Annotated in this window: 16 protein-coding genes, 2 tRNA genes and 1 pseudogene; 16 read left to right on the top strand and 3 right to left on the bottom strand. The window is 56.9% G+C overall.

Annotated elements, in window-relative coordinates; genetic code table 11:
* Positions 1-32: 32 nt before the first annotated feature.
* From EAV92_RS11320 to EAV92_RS11300, 5 genes and pseudogenes are all read left to right on the top strand, one after another.
* On the top strand, positions 33-359 hold the full coding sequence (locus EAV92_RS11320) for a hypothetical protein (protein WP_123041184.1): 327 nt from the start codon (positions 33-35) through the stop codon (positions 357-359).
* Between the two features lie 89 nt (positions 360-448).
* Positions 449-667, top strand: a complete 219-nt coding sequence (locus EAV92_RS11315) for a hypothetical protein (protein WP_123041183.1) — start codon at positions 449-451, stop codon at positions 665-667.
* 54 nt (positions 668-721) lie between these two features.
* Positions 722-1,045, top strand: a pseudogene (locus EAV92_RS11310) (carboxymuconolactone decarboxylase family protein); the annotation flags it as partial.
* Between the two features lie 278 nt (positions 1,046-1,323).
* A tRNA-Leu gene (locus EAV92_RS11305) sits at positions 1,324-1,410 on the top strand.
* 158 nt (positions 1,411-1,568) lie between these two features.
* Positions 1,569-4,847 carry an S-layer homology domain-containing protein gene (locus EAV92_RS11300; protein WP_164472733.1) on the top strand — a complete coding sequence of 1,093 codons (3,279 nt, stop codon included), beginning with the start codon at positions 1,569-1,571 and terminating at the stop codon, positions 4,845-4,847.
* 274 nt (positions 4,848-5,121) lie between these two features.
* Here EAV92_RS11300 and EAV92_RS11295 read toward each other — a convergent pair whose 3' ends face one another.
* Positions 5,122-5,826: a FadR/GntR family transcriptional regulator gene (locus EAV92_RS11295; RefSeq protein WP_123043692.1), complete on the bottom strand. Its 705-nt coding sequence runs from the start codon at positions 5,824-5,826 to the stop codon at positions 5,122-5,124.
* A gap of 134 nt (positions 5,827-5,960) precedes the next feature.
* Here EAV92_RS11295 and EAV92_RS11290 point away from each other — a divergent pair, with 134 nt between their 5' ends.
* Positions 5,961-7,376, top strand: coding sequence for an FAD-binding oxidoreductase (locus EAV92_RS11290; protein WP_123041180.1), 1,416 nt, complete (start codon positions 5,961-5,963; stop codon positions 7,374-7,376).
* Positions 7,369-8,760 carry a (Fe-S)-binding protein gene (locus EAV92_RS11285; RefSeq protein ID WP_420888815.1) on the top strand — a complete coding sequence of 464 codons (1,392 nt, stop codon included), beginning with the start codon at positions 7,369-7,371 and terminating at the stop codon, positions 8,758-8,760. The genes EAV92_RS11290 and EAV92_RS11285 overlap by 8 nt, the downstream gene beginning before the upstream one ends.
* Before the next feature lies 1 nt (position 8,761).
* Here the strand turns inward: EAV92_RS11285 and udk are convergent, their stop codons facing one another.
* On the bottom strand, positions 8,762-9,385 hold the full coding sequence (gene udk / locus EAV92_RS11280) for a uridine kinase (RefSeq protein WP_123041179.1): 624 nt from the start codon (positions 9,383-9,385) through the stop codon (positions 8,762-8,764).
* 171 nt (positions 9,386-9,556) lie between these two features.
* On the opposite strand from udk, the gene EAV92_RS11275 reads away from it, so the two are divergent.
* Positions 9,557-9,643, top strand: a tRNA-Leu gene (locus EAV92_RS11275).
* A gap of 105 nt (positions 9,644-9,748) precedes the next feature.
* Here the strand turns inward: EAV92_RS11275 and EAV92_RS11270 are convergent.
* The gene (locus tag EAV92_RS11270) at positions 9,749-10,285 is read right to left on the bottom strand and encodes a type 1 glutamine amidotransferase domain-containing protein (protein ID WP_123041178.1); all 537 of its coding nucleotides are present in this window, start codon (positions 10,283-10,285) and stop codon (positions 9,749-9,751) included.
* Positions 10,286-10,453: 168 nt separating this feature from the next.
* On the opposite strand from EAV92_RS11270, the gene EAV92_RS11265 reads away from it, so the two are divergent.
* The 8 genes from EAV92_RS11265 (at position 10,454) to EAV92_RS11230 (ending at position 20,446) form a co-directional block, all read left to right on the top strand.
* Entirely contained in the window at positions 10,454-12,340 is a 1,887-nt protein-coding gene (locus tag EAV92_RS11265) for a cache domain-containing sensor histidine kinase (protein WP_123041177.1), read from the top strand.
* Complete coding sequence (locus EAV92_RS11260) at positions 12,333-13,859, top strand: response regulator (protein ID WP_123041176.1); 1,527 nt, start codon at positions 12,333-12,335, stop codon at positions 13,857-13,859. The genes EAV92_RS11265 and EAV92_RS11260 overlap by 8 nt, the downstream gene beginning before the upstream one ends.
* A 142-nt stretch (positions 13,860-14,001) precedes the next feature.
* The gene (locus EAV92_RS11255; RefSeq protein ID WP_123041175.1) at positions 14,002-14,880 is read left to right on the top strand and encodes a carbohydrate ABC transporter permease; all 879 of its coding nucleotides are present in this window, start codon (positions 14,002-14,004) and stop codon (positions 14,878-14,880) included.
* A gap of 4 nt (positions 14,881-14,884) precedes the next feature.
* Positions 14,885-15,715: a carbohydrate ABC transporter permease gene (locus EAV92_RS11250; protein ID WP_123041174.1), complete on the top strand. Its 831-nt coding sequence runs from the start codon at positions 14,885-14,887 to the stop codon at positions 15,713-15,715.
* A gap of 78 nt (positions 15,716-15,793) precedes the next feature.
* The gene (locus tag EAV92_RS11245) at positions 15,794-16,849 is read left to right on the top strand and encodes a LacI family DNA-binding transcriptional regulator (protein WP_123041173.1); all 1,056 of its coding nucleotides are present in this window, start codon (positions 15,794-15,796) and stop codon (positions 16,847-16,849) included.
* Between the two features lie 191 nt (positions 16,850-17,040).
* Positions 17,041-18,015, top strand: a complete 975-nt coding sequence (locus EAV92_RS11240; protein WP_123041172.1) for a glycoside hydrolase family 113 — start codon at positions 17,041-17,043, stop codon at positions 18,013-18,015.
* Positions 18,012-19,247, top strand: coding sequence for an AGE family epimerase/isomerase (locus EAV92_RS11235; protein WP_123041171.1), 1,236 nt, complete (start codon positions 18,012-18,014; stop codon positions 19,245-19,247). The genes EAV92_RS11240 and EAV92_RS11235 overlap by 4 nt, the downstream gene beginning before the upstream one ends.
* Positions 19,244-20,446 carry a glycoside hydrolase family 130 protein gene (locus EAV92_RS11230; RefSeq protein WP_123041170.1) on the top strand — a complete coding sequence of 401 codons (1,203 nt, stop codon included), beginning with the start codon at positions 19,244-19,246 and terminating at the stop codon, positions 20,444-20,446. Before EAV92_RS11235 ends, EAV92_RS11230 begins: the two co-directional genes overlap by 4 nt.
* Positions 20,447-20,660: the final 214 nt, after the last annotated feature.

Below are 20,660 nucleotides of genomic sequence, written 5' to 3'. Positions count from 1 at the left end.
GAGGGGACCTGCAGAAAGGGAGGCGAGCAGCAATGGGAAACATTCAGCCGTCCGTCGATTATTTCATGCATAAGTTGGAAGACGCCAAAGTCCATTTCGAGCGCGCGCTCGACTGCAAACATACCGAGTTCGACGATCTGTATCCTTATATGATCGAGCACCCGCAATTTTTCTGGTACAAACGCTACGTCGCATGGTCGGAACTGCTCACGGTCGTGAAGATGTGCGAAGAGCTGGAAATTCCGTGGACCGATTCGTTTACGGAACGCCAGGCGGAATACGTCCGCAGCCGCGTCATGTCCGGCAAGGTGTTGGATTATTGGTACGAGACGAACGATTCGATGGAGCACGTCGGGTAAATTCCAGGCGCTGCGATTTTGCTTCAGGCCCGCGGAACCGCCGTTCCGCGGGTTTTTATTTTCAGTATAACAAGACCGAGGAGGTCAAAATGGTGGACGAGAACGAGTTGGACCGCCTGCGGGTGGAAGGGACGAAAGTCCGGGTCGTGCGCGACGCGTTGGAACAAAATGACGTGATCGGCATCGTCGTGGCTTGGGACGACGCCAGCGTTTTGATACGGCGCCAGAACCGCCGCGTCGTCAAGCTGGACCGCAAATACAGGATTCAACCGGCGGACGAGCCCCGCATCTGGAACGAGGAAATGTAGGTATGGAGAGTTCCTCCTTGTGGAAAATTAGGTTCCATGAAAGGAGGAGTCCATATGTCTCTGTCTACGGATAAAGTCACGCATTACAAGAACGAAGTCGCCGTGCTTGCGGGCACGCTGCCGAACGTGGCGGAGTCTTACCACGGTTTTACGGGCGAATGCTTCGCCGCGGGCGAACTCGACGAGAAAACGAAGCAACTGATCGCGCTAGGCATCTCCCTGTTCGCCAACAATGAAATCTGCACCTATTATCACGTGCAGGAGGCCCAGTCCAAGGGAGCCAGCGACCGTCAGATCATGGAGGCTGCCGCCGTCGCCGCAGCAGCGGCAAGCGGGCATGCGCTGTCCCAGGGCGTGCTGCGGGTGCAAGGTGCGCTCAGTATGGATAAGGAACGCCGCAGCGGGATCGTTGATGGGGCGGGGCAGCCGGTTGCCGCCGGCATGCAGGATTATTTGCAGGATACCGAATTTTCGTCCGCGTTCGGACATGTGAACGACGATTTCGGTTCGCGCGGAGCCGTTTCTCCCAGTTATTGAGAGAGCATAAAAACTGAAAATTTGAACTTTCGAATCCGGCTTGACTCCCGTTCACGCACCGTGCTATGATAAGTCTCGTGATTGCGACAGGTTCTGCCGAGCGCCTTCACATGTGGCATGCGGTCGTGGCGGAATTGGCAGACGCGCTAGATTCAGGTTCTAGTGGTGTAACAGCCGTGGAGGTTCGAGTCCTCTCGACCGCACCATACATATCCAACCCGGAAGCCTTGCGAAGCAAGGCTTCTTTTTTGTTGTTTTCGAAATGTTCGTCATCCTCATCTTCTTGTTCAGTTTTTGTTAAGTGGGCATGTCGTAAAATGGAAACACATGTCGAATCGAACAGAACGAGGAGAGAATGACACGCATGAAGAAACGCGGGAGTTTGTGGCTGAAATGGGCGCTTAGCCTGATGTTGGTTGCAGCATGGATAGGCAACCTGGGGATTCGGACCGCCGAAGCGGCAGTTCCAGCCTTTCCCGGTACCGGTTCGGGAACTGCTGCCGATCCTTACGTAATCACCACGGTGAATGGCCTTGATTGGACACGAAACACCTTAAGCGCGACGCCGAAGCCGTATTTCAAGCTGGGTGCGGATATCGATCTGGCAGGGCTTGAGTGGACGCCGATTGCACCTGATTATTCCGGTTACTTCAACGGTACGCTGGACGGCAACGGGTATACCATTAAAAACCTGACCATTGCCCACAATACGGCCACGCTTACAGGACTGTTTGGTCAATTAAACGGCGCGACGATCATGAATTTGAATCTGTCGAATGTGAATGTGTCGGGATCTCAAACTGGCGGGTTAGCCGGTATCATGACTTTCAATACGACCGTCACGAACGTAAGGGTAACCGGCTCCGTGTCCGGTACCGGCCTCACGGGTTTGCTTAGCGGAGCTGCCTACTACGGAACCAAGATTTCGTATGCCTACGTTACGGGGAATTCCACCACTTCCGCCTCTACCGCCGGGGGTGTCGTCGGAGAGTTGCGCCATACCTCCGTCATCGAGAATACGGACGTTAACGCCACGATAGGGAATGCCGGATATTATGGCGGCGTGGTCGCAGGAGAGCAATATAACGGGGGCACCATTCGTAACGTACGGGCAATCGGCGATCTCACGGGTATTAAAAACCAGAATAAGTCGGCAGGATCTTATGGCGGACTCATGGGGAGAGCCGACCAATACGGAATCGTCACGAACAGCTTTGCATCGGTTTCGGGAATGCCTTCGATCGGCGGAGGTCTGTGCGGCACCGGCGTGACTGTTCCAGCCGTTACATACAGTTACTGGGATACGGACGTTTCGGGTATCACGGCGAATTGCACGGGTACGGGCGCCGCAGGAAAGACAACGGTTGAAATGAAAACGGCCAGTACTTTTGCCGACTGGGATTCTTCTGCTTGGTTACTCGAGGACGGACAATATCCGAAACCGATTTTCTTGCCGGCTGTGCTGATCGACTCATCCGCCACGGCGGCGACCGGCAGCGGAACCGTGCAAGTCCGAGACTTCAGCGCTAACGGCAGTCCTTTGGTTGAATCGAAATGGGCGACGGGAGATCTGACAGGCAACAAAGCGGCCGGTCTTGCCGCATTCCGTACCGGAGGCACTTCGTTTACGGGTACGTTCGACGTTCCGGGTCCGGGCACATATACGGTCTATCTGAAGAACGCAGACGGCGGGGAGTCCATGAAGGCGTTCACCGTCAGGTCGGCGGCATTGGCCGGTTTGACCGTGAAGGAAGGCAGCGGTAGCGACATTCCTGTCTCCTACAATGTAGCCATGGCCACTTACTCGGCGTTCACCTCAACTTCCGTGAGTTCCGTCAAACTGTTCCCTGTGACGCTCGATCCGACGGCAGCCGTGACGGTGAAAGACGAGAACGGGACGACTCTGAGCGGAAATAAGTCAACCGGGTATACGGATCCCAACGTTCATGACGGCAAAAACCGTTATACGTTGAAGGTAACAAGCGGCACCGCGGTCAATACGTATTATCTGGAAGTCTATAAAATTTCTCAGCTAGCCATATCCCTTACCGCATCTCCGACGGCTCCGGCCAGCAGCGTTGAGGTCACCTCAAACGTTTATGGAGACTCCAACGGAGTATCCGAGATGAGGTGGGCGGCAGGGGACAAAACGGTTTCCGATTTTTCGAATCCGGCATTCGGCAACGACTTCACGAGCCAAATGACCGTGACGGACGGCGTGTACGAAGCTAAATTTACAGTTACGGCGAACGGAACTTATTCCGTATACGTGCAAGATAACTATGGTGCCGCTTATGTACAAACGATCGCAATCTCGAATATTCAAAACGTTAATGGGGATACACCCAGCACTACGCCTTCCACCAATGATGAATCTACGGGATTCCGCGTCATCGTGAACGGACAACCCCAGGACCGGATCGCAACCGGATCTACCCGCAAGGAAAACGGGCAGACGGTGCTGACGGCGACCGTGGATACATCCAAGTTGTCGGCTCAATTGGCCAAGGAATCGGATAAGCCGGTCGTCATTATTCCCGTCACGCAGAGTGTGGATAAAGTCACGGCGGTTTTGACGGGTGAAGCCGTTAAAGCCCTGGAAAACAAGAACGCTGTGCTCGAAGTGCAGACTCCTGTGGGTACGTATAAACTGCCCGCATCCGAAGTTTTCATCGACAAGATATCCGATCAACTCGGCGAGCCTCCGGCATTGACCGAAATCGTCGTTCACGTGGATATCGCCAAAAGCGACGACTCCAAAGTCAAGCTTTTAGAGAGCCGAACGGATGAAACGGGCTTCGAAGTCGTCGTTCCACCCGTGGATTTTACGGTTACGGCTACCTATAACGGCAAGACGGTGAATTTGGACAAATTCTCCGCTTACGTCGAGAGGGAAATCCCGCTTCCCGAAGGCGTGGATCCATCGAAGATCACCACCGCGATCGTGCTGGATGCGGACGGAACGACCCGGCACGTGCCGACCTATGTCACAAAGCGGGATGGCCGCTATTACGCTGTGGTAAACAGTCTGACCAACAGTACTTATTCGCTGGTTTGGCACCCTGTAGCTTTTAAGGACTTGAGTGGACATTGGGCTCAAGAAGCCGTGAACGACATGGGCTCTCGGATGGTCGTCAGCGGCGTGAACGAAACGAGCTTCGGACCGGATCAGGCGATCACCCGGGCGGAGTTCGCGGCAATCATGGTTCGTGCTCTGGGATTACCGGAAACAGGCGGGAAGGTTACGTTCAGCGACGTAAGCTCGGATTCCTGGTATGCAGGCGCGGTGGGCAAAGCGGAGGAATACGGACTTCTGCACGGATACCGCGACGGCACGTTCCGTCCGAACAATACGATTACCCGTCAGGAAGCCATATACGTGTTGGTGCAGGCACTGAAACTTACAGGATGGACGGCAGCAGAGGGCAGTAATTCCGCAGCTCTTTTGTCCGGATTCACGGATGCCGCTAAGGTGGAATCTTGGGCGAAGCAGGCGATTGCCGAAGCCGTACAGAGCGGTTTGGTCGTCGGAGCGAACGAGAAAATCAAACCGAAAAACGGCATCACGAGAGCCGAAACGGCAGCGCTCGTTCAAAGGCTGTTGAAGACGGCGAAATTGATCGACAACGGAACGGACCAATAACCCAAAAGCATAGAGAAAAGAAGTCTTGCTCTCCTTACGAAGCAAGACTTCTTTTTTTGGCCTTGCGATGCCTTGTTCGGTAAGCGCCGTCTTGCGATAACCGGAAAATCCGTGTAACTCGGGCCTTCCCTGATTTAATCAGCAAAATGCGTATTAAAGTGAGCGTTGGGCCCTGTTAGGTTGGAATAACACGCGAAACCCGTATTAAATTGAACGGACAGGCCTATCCGACAAATTTAATACGCAAAATGCGTGTTACAGAGTGTTCGGCTCGTCATTGCACCGCTTCCCGAAGCACCTGCTGAACCTTGAGCAGATGGTCCGCGATTCTCTCGGAAGCCTGCGCGCTGTCCTGCCGTTCGATCGCTTCGTAAATCGATTTGTGCTCGCCCAATAAGCGCGAGGCGGTTGCTTTCTCGCCGTAAAACCACAGCTCCCGGGTCTGGCGGATACTGCTTGCGAACCTGCCGGACAAGGATTCCATGAGTTGAAGCAGAAGCTGATTGCCGGAAGCCGCCGCTATGGCCATGTGGAACTCGGTATCCGCTCGTTCGCCTTCGGACGTATCCGGGCTGTCCAACCCGCGCTCCATCTCCGCCAGCAAACGCCGCAGGCGCTCCAAGTCGCCAGCGCTCCGCCTCGAAGCTGCGAGATAAGCAGCTTCGACTTCGAGCGCTTTGCGGACCTCCAGCAGCTCGATCAACGAGTCCGCCCCTTGAAACAGCAGATCGGCGCCGATCTTGGCGTCGTTCGGCAGCACGCTTTTGACGAACGTCCCGCCGCCGTGGCGGACGTCCAGCCACCCGGTCGCTTTCAGGGCGCTGACCGCTTCCCGAATCGTCGAACGCCCGACGCCGTAAGCTTCCGCGAGCTCGACGACCGAGGGCAGCCGGCTTCCCGGTGCCCATTCGCCTTCCCGGATCCGGCGAAGCAGACGGTCCGCGACCAATTCGTGGCCTTTTTGCGTTTCGATTTTCATGGCGTCCTCCAGACGGCGCGAAATTTCGAGAAACATGCTCTATGTACCTATACAATAACACAAGTCTATCCTATACTGTATCCAAAGTCATCAGATGACCTGATCTATTGGAACGAGCAAGGGGGAATCAGTCGATGCTGGATGCAACGCTGACGATGAAGCTGCGTCAGATCGTCGGAGAGAAACATTTTCGGGATGACAAGGAAGCAAGGGTCGCCCATTCGTACGATGGGACGCCGATGCTGCAAAGCTTGCCGGACGGGGTCATTTACCCCGGGAGCACGGATGAAGTTTCGGCCATTATGAAGGCGCTCTCGGAGTACGGCGTGCCGGTCGTGTCGCGCGGTTCCGGCTCTAATCTATGCGGGGGGACGGTCCCGGTCGAAGGCGGCGTCGTCATGGTCATGCACCGGATGAACCGGCTGCTGGAGGTCGACCTTGAAAACTTGACGGCAACCGTACAGCCCGGCATGATTACCGCTGCGTTCACCGCGCACGTCGAGGCGCTCGGCTTGTTCTACCCGCCCGATCCGAGCAGCATGAAAATTTCGACGATCGGCGGCAACATCGCGGAATGCTCCGGCGGCCTGCGCGGGTTGAAATACGGTACCACCAAGGACTACGTGATTGGCCTGGAAGCCGTTCTCGCGAGCGGAGAGGTCATCCGCACCGGCGGGAAGCTGATGAAGGACGTCGCCGGATACGACCTGACCAAGCTGCTGGTGGGCTCGGAAGGGACGCTCGCCGTCATTACGGAGGCGACGCTCAAGCTGGTGCCGCCCCCGGCCAGCAAGAAGACGATGCTGGCGATGTTCAAGGATCTGTACGGGGCGGCTCGCACGGTCTCCCGCATCATCGAGATGCGGATCATTCCGGCGACGCTGGAGTTCATGGATAACCCGACGATCCGGGTGGTCGACGACTTCGCGAAGCTAGGGCTGCCCTTGGATATGGAGGCGATCCTGCTGATCGAGCAGGACGGCGACCCGGAGACGGTGGAGCGGGACATCGAGCGGATCCGCGAAATCTGCGAAGCGGAAAAGGCGGATCGAATCGATGTGGCGGAAACCCGCGAGCAGGCGGAGAAGCTGCTGACGGCCCGCCGCAGCGCGTTTACGGCGCTGGCGCGCCTGCGCCCGACGACGATTTTGGAGGACGCCACGGTTCCGCGTTCGCGGATCGCCGACATGGTGCTGCGCATCAACGACATCGCGCAGAAGTACGGCGTTTCCATCGCGACGTTCGGCCATGCGGGAGACGGCAACCTGCATCCGACGGCCACGACGGACGCGAGAGACAAGGAAGAGATTCATCGGGTGGAGCAAGCCTTCGAGGAGATTTTCGAAGCGGCAATCGAGCTCGGCGGTACGATTACGGGGGAGCACGGCGTCGGCTTGGTCAAAGCGCCTTTCCTGGAATGGAAGGTCGGTCCGGCAGGCATCGCCGTCATGCGGGGCATCAAGCAAGTTTTCGATCCGCAAAACCTGCTGAACCCCGGGAAGATGTTCGCCAAAGAAACGAGAAAAAGAGTGGTGATCGACCGTGGCTGAGACCAACGCCCACACGCACATCCAGAATAAGCCGGCGATCGATCACGCGAACCCGCTCGCCCGGACGCTGCACGCGAAGCTCGACTACGACCAATTGACCAACTGCATGCGCTGCGGCTTCTGTCTGCCGGCCTGTCCGACATTCCGGGAAACGGGCGTGGAACCGGAATCGCCCCGCGGCCGCATCGCGCTGATGAAAGCCGTCGCGGACGGCCTCATGGATCCCGATCAGGCGTTTCAGGATCAGATGAACCATTGCCTCGGCTGCCGGGCGTGCGAGCCGGTCTGTCCGGCGGACGTCAAATACGGGCAACTGATCGAACAAGCGAGGGATGCCATCGAAGACCATGCGGAGCATAGCGCGCCTGTGAGCGGACTTCGAAAGCTGATCTTCAAAGGCGTATTCCCTCACCGCAGCCGTCTGCGTTTGCTTGGCAAGTCGATCGCCTTCTATCAGAAATCCGGTTTGCGAAGCCTGGCGCGGGGAAGCGGAGTCATGAAGCTGCTGCCGAAATCGGTGCGCGAAATGGAGCGCATCTTGCCGGACGCGTCGGGACAAGGAGTGATCGAACGATTGGGGACCGTCTATCCCGCCAAGGGAGAGCCGATCGCGCGGGTCGCGCTGTTCCGCGGCTGCGTGATGGACGTCCTGTTCGCGGAAACGAACGTCAATACCGTAAAGCTGCTGTCCGAGGCCGGTTTCGAAGTGGTCATCCCGCGTGAGCAGGCTTGCTGCGGCGCGCTACATGCGCACGCGGGGGAGATGGAGCAGGCAAGGGATCTCGCCCGCCGGAATTTGGAGGCGTTCAAGGACGCCGGCATCTCGTACATCGTTTCGAACGCGGGCGGCTGCGGCGCTCTCTTGGTCGAATACGACCATCTGCTGAGCGAGGATCCGGCCTATCGCGAACCGGCTCGCGAATTTTCCGACCGGGTCATCGACGTCAGCCGGCTGCTCGTCGAACGCGGCCGTCTTCCTTCGTTCGCTGACGAGGAGGCGAATGCCGCGAATCCGGTAACCATCACTTATCAGGATTCCTGCCATCTACGCAACGTCATGCGCAGCTCCGATGCTCCCCGGCAGCTCATGAAACAGGTGGCGAACGTGACGTTCACGGAAATGTGCGAAGCGGACCGCTGCTGCGGCTCCGCCGGGATCTATAACATCACGCAGCCGGAGATGGCCGGGCAGGTCCTCGAGCATAAAATGGAAAACGCCCGGGATACGCAGGCGCGCTATCTGCTCACCAGCAATCCGGGCTGTTTGCTTCAAATGAAATTAGGCGTGGAGAAGCACGGGAACGGCTCTCCGATGGAAGTGAAACACGTCGTCGATTTCCTTTATGAAAGAATCGCCGGCGGGGGAACGAGCGGCAAACCGTAATTTAAAGCGCGCCGCCCGTGAGATATTTCTCCGTTAAAATCGTCAGCAGTTCGATGCCGACCTGGTTATGCCCGCCTTCGGGCAGGATCAGGTCGGCGTATTTTTTGGAAGGCTCGATGAACGCTTCGTGCATCGGCTTCACCGTCGTCAAATATTGGTCGTGGATCGATTGGATCGTGCGGCCGCGTTCCTCGATGTCACGGACGACCCGCCGAAGAATGCGGACGTCGGGGTCCGTATCGACGAACACTTTAATATGGAGCATCTCCCGCAGCTTTTCGTCCGATAACACGTGCAAGCCTTCAATGATGACGATCTTGTTCGGCTGAAGCTCCATGGTCGCGGTGGTGGAACGGGCATGCACCGAAAAGTCGTAAACCGGAGCCTGCACGGTCAGACCTTGCAGCAGACGGCCGAGGTCATCGATGAGCTGCTCGTTATCGAAAGCCAGCGGGTGGTCGTAGTTGATTTTCTCGCGTTCCGCAAAGCTGAGATGGGGATTGTTTTTGTAATAATTGTCCTGGGAGATGAACGTGACTTTGTCCGATCCCAGACGGTCGATGACGGAGCGGGCTACCGTCGTTTTGCCGGAGCCGGTGCCGCCGGCGATGCCGATGATGAGCATGGTGTTTCTCGAAACCTCCCCAAGTTGTTAGCCGGTACAATCGATAATTGTAGCATACCTCGGGACAAGACACACCTGGGGAATGCCTGAATCCAAAAAATGTGATTTGACACCGCGCGCCGAGCCGTGTTAGTATACTAATCGTTGACGTTGCGAAAACAACGCTGACATGCGGTCGTGGCGGAATTGGCAGACGCGCTAGATTCAGGTTCTAGTGGTGTAACAGCCGTGGAGGTTCGAGTCCTCTCGACCGCACCACCCACACATTCGAGATCCAGCCTTCGGGCTGGATTTTTTTCATTCCACGAAAATCAGACAGGCAAGGAACGCTGGGTTCCTTGCCTGTTTTCATTCTATTCGCCGTTAGTAAGCGTTGGAGCCGATTCTTCGGATCGTTTCCTCAATGAACATCGGTTCGTCCTCCGGCGTGCGGGACATGATGAAGTTTCCGTCCACGACGACCGGCTTGTCCACGAACACGGCGCCGTCCACGGCGGCGATTTCCTCCGCGATGCCGGGGTAAGAAGTAAAGGTCTTGTTCCTCATTAATCCTGCGCTCGCCAGCACTTGCGGGCCATGGCAGATCGCGGATATCGGCATGTCCAGCCGGTCGGCCTCGCGGACAAAGTTCAGAACCGCTTCGCTCTCCCGGAGGTGCGAAGGCGATTTGCCGCCGGGAATGATGACGGCCGCGTAATCCGCCGCAACGGCTTCGTCCGCGGACAGGTGCGTCGTATACGAGACGGTGCCTTTTTTGCCCCGCAGCTCCTTGTCTTTCTCGAGCCCAATAATAACGGCGTCATGGCCGTTTTTGACAATGGCTTCGTAAGGATTTCTCATCTCGGAGTCCTCGAAGTCTTCCGCGAGCAAAAAAGCGACTTTTTTGGAATCGGACTTCATGTAAATCACTTCCCGTTCCCGTCAGATTGGCCCGAAAAACCGGGCATATGCCTGAATACCCGGCCGGGAAACCGATGAAACGCCGCCTTGTCGAAACCGACTCGTTTGTTAGCATAATTTTATGTTACAATCACATCTACTTAGACTAACGAAGGGTGGACGAAAACGATGGCGCCATGGCTTCGCGGGATCGCGCGTCTCATCCAATGGCCGGCCGAGAGGATGGAGCGGAGGCTGTTCGTCGTTTTCCTGTTTCTCATCATCCTGCCGATCGGGGCTCTCGGTTACTTCTCGGCGCAGCGCTACACCAACTCGATCGAGAAGAACACGGTTACTTACATGTCCCAAGTGTCGGACAAAATGATCAGCAAACTGGACGATTATATGGAAGACATGAAGAAAATATCGATCATTCCTTCGTATGTCGATCAGATCAAAGACGGGCTCAAAATGTCCAACCGATTTTATGAAAGCCGTTCCATGCAGGACGGCGAAGGCGCGGACAACGCCGAGGAAGGCATCCTGCCGAACGAAGAGCTCATCCTGCTCAAAATCCGCGCCCAGGTGGAAAGCAGCATTTATTTCATGAACAACATCAAAAGCGGAACGAATACCGTATACTTGTTCGACCGGTACGGACATTCTTATTACGTTCTCAAAAACGAGAGCGTACGGAGCGACCTGAACACGGTTTACGATACCTGGCAAGCCGCGGCGCACAAAGCCGGCGGAACTCCCGTCCTGCTCAGCACGCAGGAGGTGTCGGGCGTGGCCTCGTCCAAACGCTACGTGTTCACGGTCGTCCGCGAAATCATCACGACCTCCTACGAAACGATCGGCATGATCGCGGTGGACGCGAACATCGGCGTGATCGAGAATATCGTCAAGGATTTGGACCAGGCGACGCACGGGACGACGTTGATCGTGGACGATGCGGGCCGGGTCATCTTCGACAGCGAAAAGAAGTACTTGGCTCAAAATTTGAGCCGCAGCGATCTGCTGCGCCAGGCGTCCGGTACGGAAGGCAGCTTCCATGCCCGCGTCGACGGCGTGCCGGTCTTGACGATCTATAAGCAATCGCCCAATACCGGTTGGAAGGTCCTCACGACGATCCCGGAAAAACAGCTGATGCAGGACGCCTACCGGAACCGGAATTTCACGCTGCTGACGTCGGTCGCCATTATTGTTTTCGCGCTGCTGATTTCCCTTGTGCTGACTGTCGCGCTCACGCGGCCGCTGCGGTCTCTCGTGCGAATCATGAGGGAAGTGCAGAACGGCAACATGGACGTGATGTTCCAGGTCAAACGGAGGGACGAGATCGGCTTGGTCGGCAGCGCGTTCAACCGGATGGTCGCGAGGGTAAAAGCTTTGATCGAAGACGTATATATGGCGGGTCAGCGGAAGCAGGAGGCCGAGCTTGAAGCGCTGCAAAACCAGATCAACCCCCACTTCATCTACAATACGCTCGAAGCGATCCGGATGACGGCCGTCATCCATGACGATACGGAGGTCAGCGAAATGGCGCAGCTGCTCGGAAAGCTGCTCCGGTACGGCATCGGCACGGGCAGCGAGACGGTTCCGCTCGCCCGGGAGTTCGAGCACCTCGAGATGTACGTCACGCTGCTCAATTTCCGTTATGGCAACAAGTTCTCTTTATCGTTGCCCGAGGAACCGGTGGATTTGCAAATGCCGGTCATGAAGCTTCTGTTCCAGCCCATCGTGGAAAACGCCGTTTACCACGGATTGGACGAAACGAAGCCGGGAATGAAGATCGTCATTTCCTACCGGACGGAAGGGCCGGACCATGTGTTCGAAGTCCGCGACGACGGTGCCGGCATGAGCCCGGAAGCGTTGGCGAAGCTGCGCTCGAGACTGTCGGAGACGGCTCCGTCATCCGGCAACGGGGGAATCGGTTTGCGCAACGTACATGAGCGGCTGAAGCTGCTGTTTGGGGAAGCTTACGGAATCGGTATCGAAAGCGAGCTTGGCGAGGGAACGGCCGTCAGCGTCCGTTTTCCCTTGCAGCGGGAGAAGGGGGACGGATCGAATGGTTAAGGTCGTGCTGGTGGATGATGAAGAAAGAATCCGGATGGGGCTGGCGAAACTGATCGCGCAGGTCGGACCGGAATACGAGGTGACCGGCCTCTACGCGAGCGGCCCCGAGCTGCTCGCGGACCTGGACGCGATCGAAGCCGACTTGCTCATCACCGATATCAAGATGCCGAACATGAACGGACTGGACCTGCTCGACAAACTGAGCGCGCTCAAACCGGCCTGGAAGCTGGCCGTGCTGAGCGGCTTCGACGATTTCGCCTACGCCCGCCAGGCGCTTCGCCTCGGCGTGGAGGATTATTTGCTCAAACCGGTGGATACGGGGGAGCTGGCCCAGCTTTTGCGGAAGGTGAAGCAGCAGCTCGAAACGAAGCAGGAGCCGATTCGGCAGGAGGACCATATTCGCCTGCTCATGTTCAGCGAACCGGATACCGTTCCCGCGCCGCTCCGGGAAGAAGCCGAACGGGAGCTTTCGCGGTCGCCGGTTTTTAAAGAATATTACGCGGTATTCGCCGTGCACGGTATCTTGGAGAATCTGTTGGAAGAAGTGAAAGCGGCCGCGTCCGCCCTTCATCGAGATTGCATCGCCGAGCCGAGGGACACGAACCTCGCCGTATTGATCGTCTCCATCCGGGAAGGAGACCATGCGAATACCGTCGGAGAAATGGGGCAAACGCTGTTGCGTAGGCTGCCTCCGGCATTCCGCGGCCGCGTTGGAGCGGGTGAGGTGTTCCGCGGTGCGGGATGGCTGCGCGAAGCCTACCGGCAGGCAGCGACGGCCGTTCAGCATGCTTGGTACACGGACGGGAAATCCTTGTTCGAGAGCCATGCCCAGCTGCCGCGCAAGCCGGAAGCCCAGGCTTCTCCGCATCCGATCGTGCTGCTGAACCGCGATTTTCGGGAAGCACTGGAGATGCACGATTTCGAGAGGGCGATGGCCAATTTGCGGCAGTGGCTGGATGATCTTAAGCGGAGAAGGCCGTCTTGGGCCGAACTTCGCACGGGCTGCGAGACGGTGATGGCTATGATCCGCGGCGATAAAGCGGATGCGGGAGAGGGAGAAACCCGGCAAACTCATCCGGAGACGGAGTCGTTTTCCGCCGAACCCCTGCGGTACGCAGACCGGGATGCCTTCACAAGCGCCTTCCTCTCCGCCGTGGAAGCCGCTTTCCGAAGCTTGCAGGAGGACAAGCAGGAAAACCGGGTGGTCGAAACGGTGAAAGCTTACATTCACCAACACTACACGGAGGAACTGGAGCTTAGTCGGCTTGCCGATGTGGTTTACCTGACGCCGAGTTATTTGAGCAAGCTTTTCAAAACCGAGACCGGCGAAACGATCACCGATTTCCTCATTTCCGTGAGGATGGAACGCGCCAAAGCGCTGCTTCGGGATAAACACGCCCTGAAAACATACGAGGTGGGCGAGAAGGTCGGATACGCGGATCCGGCTTACTTCAACAAGGTTTTCAAGAAAGTGGTCGGATGCACGCCGAAAGAGTTTCGCGAACGTGTTAGGCATTAATTATCTAAATTTAAGACAATGAAAACAAACAGAGTCCCTTAAAGAACATAACGAATCGATGTATAATCGATTTGTAAGCGTTTGCTCCTTTTTCATGAGATTCGTGATGAAATGCGGGAGCCATCGGAAAGGGGCAGGTCATATGTTTAACCTGAGTTACAAAGCGCAGCGGCTGTGGATCCTTTTCGGATTCCTGACGGTTCCGCTCATCCTGCTGGGCATGTTTTCGATTTACCCGGCACTGGCTCTTTTCTATTTCAGTTTCACCAACTGGGACGGACTGGGCTTCGACATGAAATGGATCGGCCTGGCCAACTACACGGAAATTTTCAGCCGGGCGGACATTTTCGCCGTCTTCAAAACGAACCTTTACTACTTCGTGGGCGGCCTGATCCAGACATCGATCGCGCTCTGGTTCGCCATTATCCTGAGCAACAAGCTGCGCGGCCGATATTTCTTCCGCGTGATGCTGTTCCTGCCGTACGTGCTGCACAGCGTCGCTACGGTCATCATGTTCAAAAACGTGTATCACGCCGAATACGGTTCGCTGAATACGCTGCTGGGCGTGCTCGGCCTCGAGTCGTGGCAGCAGCAATGGTTGGGGAATCCCCATCTCGTCAACTATTCGCTGGCTTTCATCTCGATGTGGAAGTATTTCGGCCTCAGCATGGTCATCTTCATCGGCGCGCTGCAGTCGATTCCGAAGGATCTGTACGAAGCGGCCAAGATCGACGGGGCTTCGGGCTGGCAAAGCTTCAAGTTCATCACCGTTCCGAGCATCCGCCGCGTCATCGAGTTGATGTTGATCCTCACGCTCACCGGCGCCCTCGAAGCGTTCGATATCCCTTACGTCATGATGCTCGGCGCCAACGGAACGACGACGTTCGTGATCCAAACGGTCGACATGGCGTTCAAATTCCAGAACTACGGGCTCGCTTCCGCGATGGCGGTCGTCCTGCTCCTGATCGTCCTCCTGGTCATTACGATCCAGAGAAAATTCCTGTTCAGAGGGGAGGACTAATCCGATGGAAAAGAACGATTCCCTGTGGATGAAGATATTCAAATATGCATCGCTCATCATCGCGCTGTTCATCGTATTGTTCCCGATCTATTCCGTCGTCGTCGGCGCGTTCAAGACGCAAGTGGAGTACTACAACTCAGGCCTGCGCCTGCCGGAAAACTTCCTGAACTTCGATAACTTCAAAAAAGTGTACAAAATCGGCAAGCTGGCGCTCGGTTTCAAAAACATCCTGATCATTCTGGCGGTGTCGCTGGCCGGCAATATCGTGATGGGAACGATGGTCGCGTATGCGCTCGGCCGTTTCGATTTCAAACTCAAGAAGCCGATCATGGGCCTGTATCTCGCCGTCCAAATCATTCCGCTGGTCACGACGCAAGTCGCCACCTTCAGCGTCATAAAGGCGCTCGGCGTCTACAATACGATGTTCGCCCCGATGCTGCTGTACATGGGCGCGGACGTCCTGCAGATCGTCATTTACCTGCAATTCGTCAACAGCATTCCGAAAGATCTCGATGAGAGCGCCATGATCGAAGGGGCTTCCCTCTTCAAAATCTACCGCTCGGTCATCTTCCCGCTGCTGGCGCCGGCCACGGCGACGCTGGTGATCCTGAAGACGATCAGCATCTATAACGATTTCTACGTACCGTACTTGTATATGCCGTCCCGGAAGCTGCAGGTCGTCTCGACGGCGATCTACAATTTCGTCGGACCGAACGCGGCTCAGCTAAACGTCATTTCGGCGGGGATCCTGATCATTTTCATCCCGACCGTCATCCTGTTCCTGCTCCTTCAGCGGTATATTTTCGCAGGCGTCACGAGCGGTGCCGTAAAATAACATTCCGGCGGCTAACATGATATGTTATGATAACAATTAAATTTGTTATCCAGCGCACGGAGCGGAGTGAAAGCCCGAATGTCGAAAAAAGTAACGATGCAGCAAATCGCCGACCACGTCGGCGTTTCCAAATTCGCGGTATCCAAAGCGTTGTCGGGCAAGTCGGGCGTCAGCCCGGACACCCGGGAGAAAATCATTCACGCGGCCACGCAGCTCGGCTATTTCGCGCAGAAGCGCAACAAGGCGCCGTCCGGCCGAACGTCCGCTAGCAAATCGCAGTCCGGCAGCCGCAACACCATTATCGTGTTGATTCCTAACGTTAGGTATCAGACGAGGCAATCGGTTTATTGGGGCCGGATCATCGACGGAATCACGGGGAGCCTGGAAGAGCACCACCTCGGCATGATGATCGTGACGGAGCAAATCACGGACAACTTCTCGCAACTGATCAATCCCGAAGCAGTGCTCGGATTGGTGGGCGTCGGCCTGATCTCGAACCAGCTGCTGCTGGAGGTCCGGAATCTGGGCATTCCTTTCGTGCTCGTGGATCACGAGGATCCGCTCATCCCGTCCGACGCGCTGTTCATGAACAATTACGAATGCGTGCGCCGGGTGACCAACTACTTGCTCGGGCACGGCCACCGGAGCCTGCAGTTCGTCGGGAACATCCGGTTTGCCCGGAGCTTCCAGGACCGCTGGCTCGGTTTCCGCTCGATGCTCGAGGAGCACAATGTCCCTCTCGAACAGGATCCGAGGCTGCTGGAGTTCGAAGGGCTCAACCGCTCGGAGATGACCGAGGGCCTGGAGCCGGTATTCCGCGACCTGGCGGACCGGGGCGCCATGCCGAGCGCGTTCGTCTGCGCGAACGATTCGATCGCGATTTGCGTCATGACCGTGCTGATGAAAATGGGGATCGACGTGCCCGGGCAAGTGTCCGTGACCGGCTTCGACAACATCGACGACGCCGCGCTGTCCCAGCCGACGCTCAGCACCGTTCACGTCAACAAGGAAGCGCTCGGCCACCGGGCCGTGGAAACCTTGTTGTGGCGCATCGAAAATCCGGACAGCCCGAAGGAGAAAATCCTGCTGGCCGGAGACTTCCTGCTTCGGCAATCCGCGTCTGCGGCACCGTAATCATATTGACCTTTTCTTAGGAGGCCCGCAGTTTCTGCGGGCTTTTTTTGCGCGCATTTCCGGCAAAATGAAAAGATGAAAAACCGTTGACTTTCACGAGGCGAGTGATACAATTCATTTGTAATTGTTATATAACTTTAGAAACAAAATGATAACAAATATTTTTGTTAGCTTACGGAGGGTGTGACAACATGGCAAACGTATGGTCCGAGTCCGTAAACGGCATGACCTGGGGGTGGACGGGCGTCCGCGGTACCTGGGGCGGCTCCGAAGCGGATTTTTCCTTGCAGCAGATGAAAGAGCTAGGCGTGAATTGGGTGGCGCTTGCTTTGGCGGCCGAACAAGCGACGCCGCAATCGACCGAGATTCCGTTCCGCGAGGCTCCGACGGTAACCGACGAGGAAACGCGCTGGGCGATCCGGCGTTCCAAGGAACTCGGCTTGAAAGTGTGCCTCAAGCCCGTGGTGAACGTCGCGAACGGCACGTGGCGCGCGCATATCGCTTTCTTCCAGCAGGAGGTTCCGGGCGAACCGAGTTGGGCGCAATGGTTCAAGTCCTACGGAGAATTCATTCTTCACTATGCCAAGATCGCCGAAGAAGAAGGCTGCGAGATGTTTTGCGTCGGCTGCGAGATGGTGCAGGCGGACAGCCGGGAAGCGGAGTGGCGCGCTCTGATCGCACAAGTCCGGCAAGTTTACAAAGGCGTCATCACGTACAACTGCGATAAGTATCAAGAGGAACGAGTCACGTGGTGGGATGCGGTCGACGTCATTTCCTCCAGCGGATACTACCCGACCGGACAATGGGAACAACAGCTGGATCGGATCGAAGCCGCCGTGAAGAGGTGGAACAAGCCGTTCTTCTTCATGGAAACGGGCTGTCCGAGCCGGACCGGGTCGAGCGGGAAGCCGAACGACTGGTCCTGGGGAGGCTCGGCGAACGAGGAAGAGCAAGCCTCCTGGTACGAGGAAATGTTCGCGGCCTGCTCCAAGCGAGAGTGGATGCAAGGGTACGTGCTTTGGGATTGGCCGGCCAAGTTGTACGCCAAGGAAGATGCAGCGTCTAATGACGACTACTGCATGTACGGCAAGAAGGCGGAGGAGACGGTCAGGAAGTTTTATCAATCCCGCCTGACGGCGGCGCGGGAAGCGGGTGGAGCACGATGAGCGCGATCGCGAACGCGGGACGCTGGCGCACCGAGCTGGAGCAAGAGCTGAAGGATAACATTTTGGGCTTCTGGATCCGCCACGCGAAAGACGATGAGAACGGCGGCTTCGTCGGCGAAATCCGAAGCGACATGACCGTCGTCAAGGAAGCCGACAAAGGGCTCGTGCTGAACGCGCGGATCCTCTGGTCATTCTCCTCGGCGTACCGGGCTTACGGAGACGAGGTATATCTGGAAATGGCGGAGCGGGCTTACAAGGCGCTGGATGAATGGTTCCGGGACCGCGAGCACGGCGGACTGTTCTGGATGGTGGACTACCAAGGCCGTCCGTCGCAGGACAAGAAGCAAGTGTACGGTCAAGCCTTCGTGATTTACGCGCTGTCCGAGTACGTCCGCGCGGGCGGCCCCCGTTCGGAAGAAGCTTTGGCTTGGGCGGAAGAGATTTACCGTCTGCTCGAGAAATACGCTTACGATCCCGTACACCTCGGGTATGTCGAAGCGCTGGCGCGCGACTGGCGGGAGACGGACGACCTGTCGCTCAGCGGTAAAGACCTGAACGAACGCAAATCGATGAACACCCATCTTCACGTGCTGGAAGCCTACACGAATCTGTACCGCGTTTGGAAGCCGGCCGGCCTGCGTGCCAAGCTGGCGGAACTGATCGACGTCCATTTGGATCATATCGTGGATTCGTCGAACCATCACTTCCTGCTCTTCTTCGACGACGAGTGGGTATCGAAGACCGGCCATGTTTCGTATGGCCACGATATTGAAGGAAGCTGGCTGCTATGCGAAGCCGCAGAAGTGTTGGGCGATCCGGAAAGGCTCGCGCGCGTCCGCAAGGAAGCATTGGCGATGGCGGATTCGACGCTTCGCGAAGGCATGGACCCCGACGGCGCTGTGCTGAACGAATCCGACGGTGCGGGCCATCTCGACGATACGAAGGATTGGTGGCCGCAGGCGGAAGCGATGGTCGGCTTCCTGAACGCATACCAGTTGTCGGGAGACGAGCGCTTCCTCAAAGCGGCGGAAGCCAGCTGGTCGTTCATCAAGGAATACATCGTCGACCGTGAATTCGGCGAATGGCATTGGCAAGTATCCCGTCAAGGCGTCCCGGCAACCGACCGGGCGAAAGTGGATCCGTGGAAGTGCCCTTACCATAATAGCCGGGCTTGCTTTGAAGGACTGGAGCGGCTAAAGCATCTGACGTCAAAGGAGAATGTAGAACGATGAGCGATTTCATGACTCGCCTGCGCCAACTGGCGGAAGAACACAAGGCACTGCTCAAGCGGCCGAACCCGCCCGTTGCGCACGGCAACGGACAATACCGACGCCATGAGTTCCCGGTGCTGACGAACGAGCACGCCCCGCTGCATTGGCGTTACGACCTGAACCCGGAGACGAATCCGTTTCTGATGGAGCGGATCGGCGTCAATGCGGCATTCAACGCGGGCGCCATCGAGCTGAACGGGAAGTTTCACCTGATGGCCCGCGTGGAAGGCGTCGACCGCAAATCTTTCTTCGCGGTGGCGGAGAGCGACAGCCCGACGGAAGGCTTCCGCTTCTGGGATTACCCGGTGCTGATGCCGGAAACCGAAGATCCGGACATCAACGTGTACGACATGCGTTTGGTCAAGCACGAAGACGGCTATATCTACGGTTTGTTCTGCTCCGAGCGCAAGGATCCGGACGCGCCGCCGTCGGATACGTCCAGCGCGGTCGCCCAGGGCGGCATCGCCCGGACGAAGGACCTGAAGACGTGGGAGCGCCTGCCGGACCTGAGGACGCCGTCTCCCCAGCAACGCAACGTCGTGCTGCATCCGGAGTTCGTGAACGGCAAGTACGCGTTCTACACCCGCCCGCAGGACGGGTTCATCGACACGGGCGCCGGCGGCGGCATCGGTTGGGGATTGTCCGACAGCATGAACCCGGCGGTCATCGAACATGAGACGATCGTGGACGAGAAGAAGTACCACACGATCAAGGAAGTCAAAAACGGCCAAGGCCCCGCGCCGATCAAAACGCCTCAGGGCTGGCTGCATGTTGCTCACGGCGTCCGCAATACCGCTGCCGGCCTTCGTTACGTGCTGTATGCGTTCATGACCGATCTGAGCGATCCTCACCGCGTTACGTATGCTCCCGGAGGCCATCTGATCGCTCCGGAAGGCATCGAGCGTGTCGGCGACGTCTCGAACGTCGTATTCTGCAACGGCGTCATCGCGCGGGAGAACGGCGAGTTGTACATCTACTACGCTTCGTCCGATACGCGCATGCACGTCGCCTCGACGACGGTCGAGAAGCTGGTCGACTACTGCATGAACACTCCGGAGGATCCGCTTCGCTCCCGCGCTTGCGTCGAACAGCGGCACGAACTGATCTCGCGCAACCTGGAACGGATGAAGCGGCCGGAATACGCATTCTTGCTGGACTAATGCAGGTGGACGAATTTGGAAAAAGGCTGTCCCTTATGGGGCAGCCTTTTCTTCGGTCATAATGGAGGAGAGGAGGTATGGAGCTACATAACAAAACGGTTTGTTTGTAACCTAAAACTATTTATTTGTTATCATAATAAACGACAATAAAAACAAATTTAAAGCATTTTCATAAGCAACAAAAAAACTATAATGAAGAATGTAAGCGATGCCA

Source organism: Cohnella candidum (genome assembly GCF_003713065.1).
In the GTDB taxonomy this organism is placed as follows: domain Bacteria; phylum Bacillota; class Bacilli; order Paenibacillales; family Paenibacillaceae; genus Cohnella; species Cohnella candidum.
The sequence above is the reverse complement of the archived record's forward strand: the minus strand, read 5'-3'. Positions and strand labels throughout refer to the sequence as shown.

What these genes read in the sequence shown, in the direction of transcription:
- EAV92_RS11290 (WP_123041180.1), top strand. Translation starts at nt 5,961, where the DNA reads ATGCTGGATGCAACGCTGACGATGAAGCTGCGTCAGATCGTCGGAGAG.
- EAV92_RS11320 (WP_123041184.1), top strand. Translation starts at nt 33, where the DNA reads ATGGGAAACATTCAGCCGTCCGTCGATTATTTCATGCATAAGTTGGAA.
- EAV92_RS11260 (WP_123041176.1), top strand. Translation starts at nt 12,333, where the DNA reads ATGGTTAAGGTCGTGCTGGTGGATGATGAAGAAAGAATCCGGATGGGG.
- EAV92_RS11235 (WP_123041171.1), top strand. Translation starts at nt 18,012, where the DNA reads ATGAGCGCGATCGCGAACGCGGGACGCTGGCGCACCGAGCTGGAGCAA.
- EAV92_RS11270 (WP_123041178.1), bottom strand. Translation starts at nt 10,285, where the DNA reads ATGAAGTCCGATTCCAAAAAAGTCGCTTTTTTGCTCGCGGAAGACTTC.
- EAV92_RS11250 (WP_123041174.1), top strand. Translation starts at nt 14,885, where the DNA reads ATGGAAAAGAACGATTCCCTGTGGATGAAGATATTCAAATATGCATCG.
- EAV92_RS11245 (WP_123041173.1), top strand. Translation starts at nt 15,794, where the DNA reads ATGTCGAAAAAAGTAACGATGCAGCAAATCGCCGACCACGTCGGCGTT.
- EAV92_RS11315 (WP_123041183.1), top strand. Translation starts at nt 449, where the DNA reads ATGGTGGACGAGAACGAGTTGGACCGCCTGCGGGTGGAAGGGACGAAA.
- EAV92_RS11265 (WP_123041177.1), top strand. Translation starts at nt 10,454, where the DNA reads ATGGCGCCATGGCTTCGCGGGATCGCGCGTCTCATCCAATGGCCGGCC.
- udk (WP_123041179.1), bottom strand. Translation starts at nt 9,385, where the DNA reads ATGCTCATCATCGGCATCGCCGGCGGCACCGGCTCCGGCAAAACGACG.
- EAV92_RS11295 (WP_123043692.1), bottom strand. Translation starts at nt 5,826, where the DNA reads ATGAAAATCGAAACGCAAAAAGGCCACGAATTGGTCGCGGACCGTCTG.
- EAV92_RS11255 (WP_123041175.1), top strand. Translation starts at nt 14,002, where the DNA reads ATGTTTAACCTGAGTTACAAAGCGCAGCGGCTGTGGATCCTTTTCGGA.
- EAV92_RS11240 (WP_123041172.1), top strand. Translation starts at nt 17,041, where the DNA reads ATGGCAAACGTATGGTCCGAGTCCGTAAACGGCATGACCTGGGGGTGG.
- EAV92_RS11300 (WP_164472733.1), top strand. Translation starts at nt 1,569, where the DNA reads ATGAAGAAACGCGGGAGTTTGTGGCTGAAATGGGCGCTTAGCCTGATG.
- EAV92_RS11230 (WP_123041170.1), top strand. Translation starts at nt 19,244, where the DNA reads ATGAGCGATTTCATGACTCGCCTGCGCCAACTGGCGGAAGAACACAAG.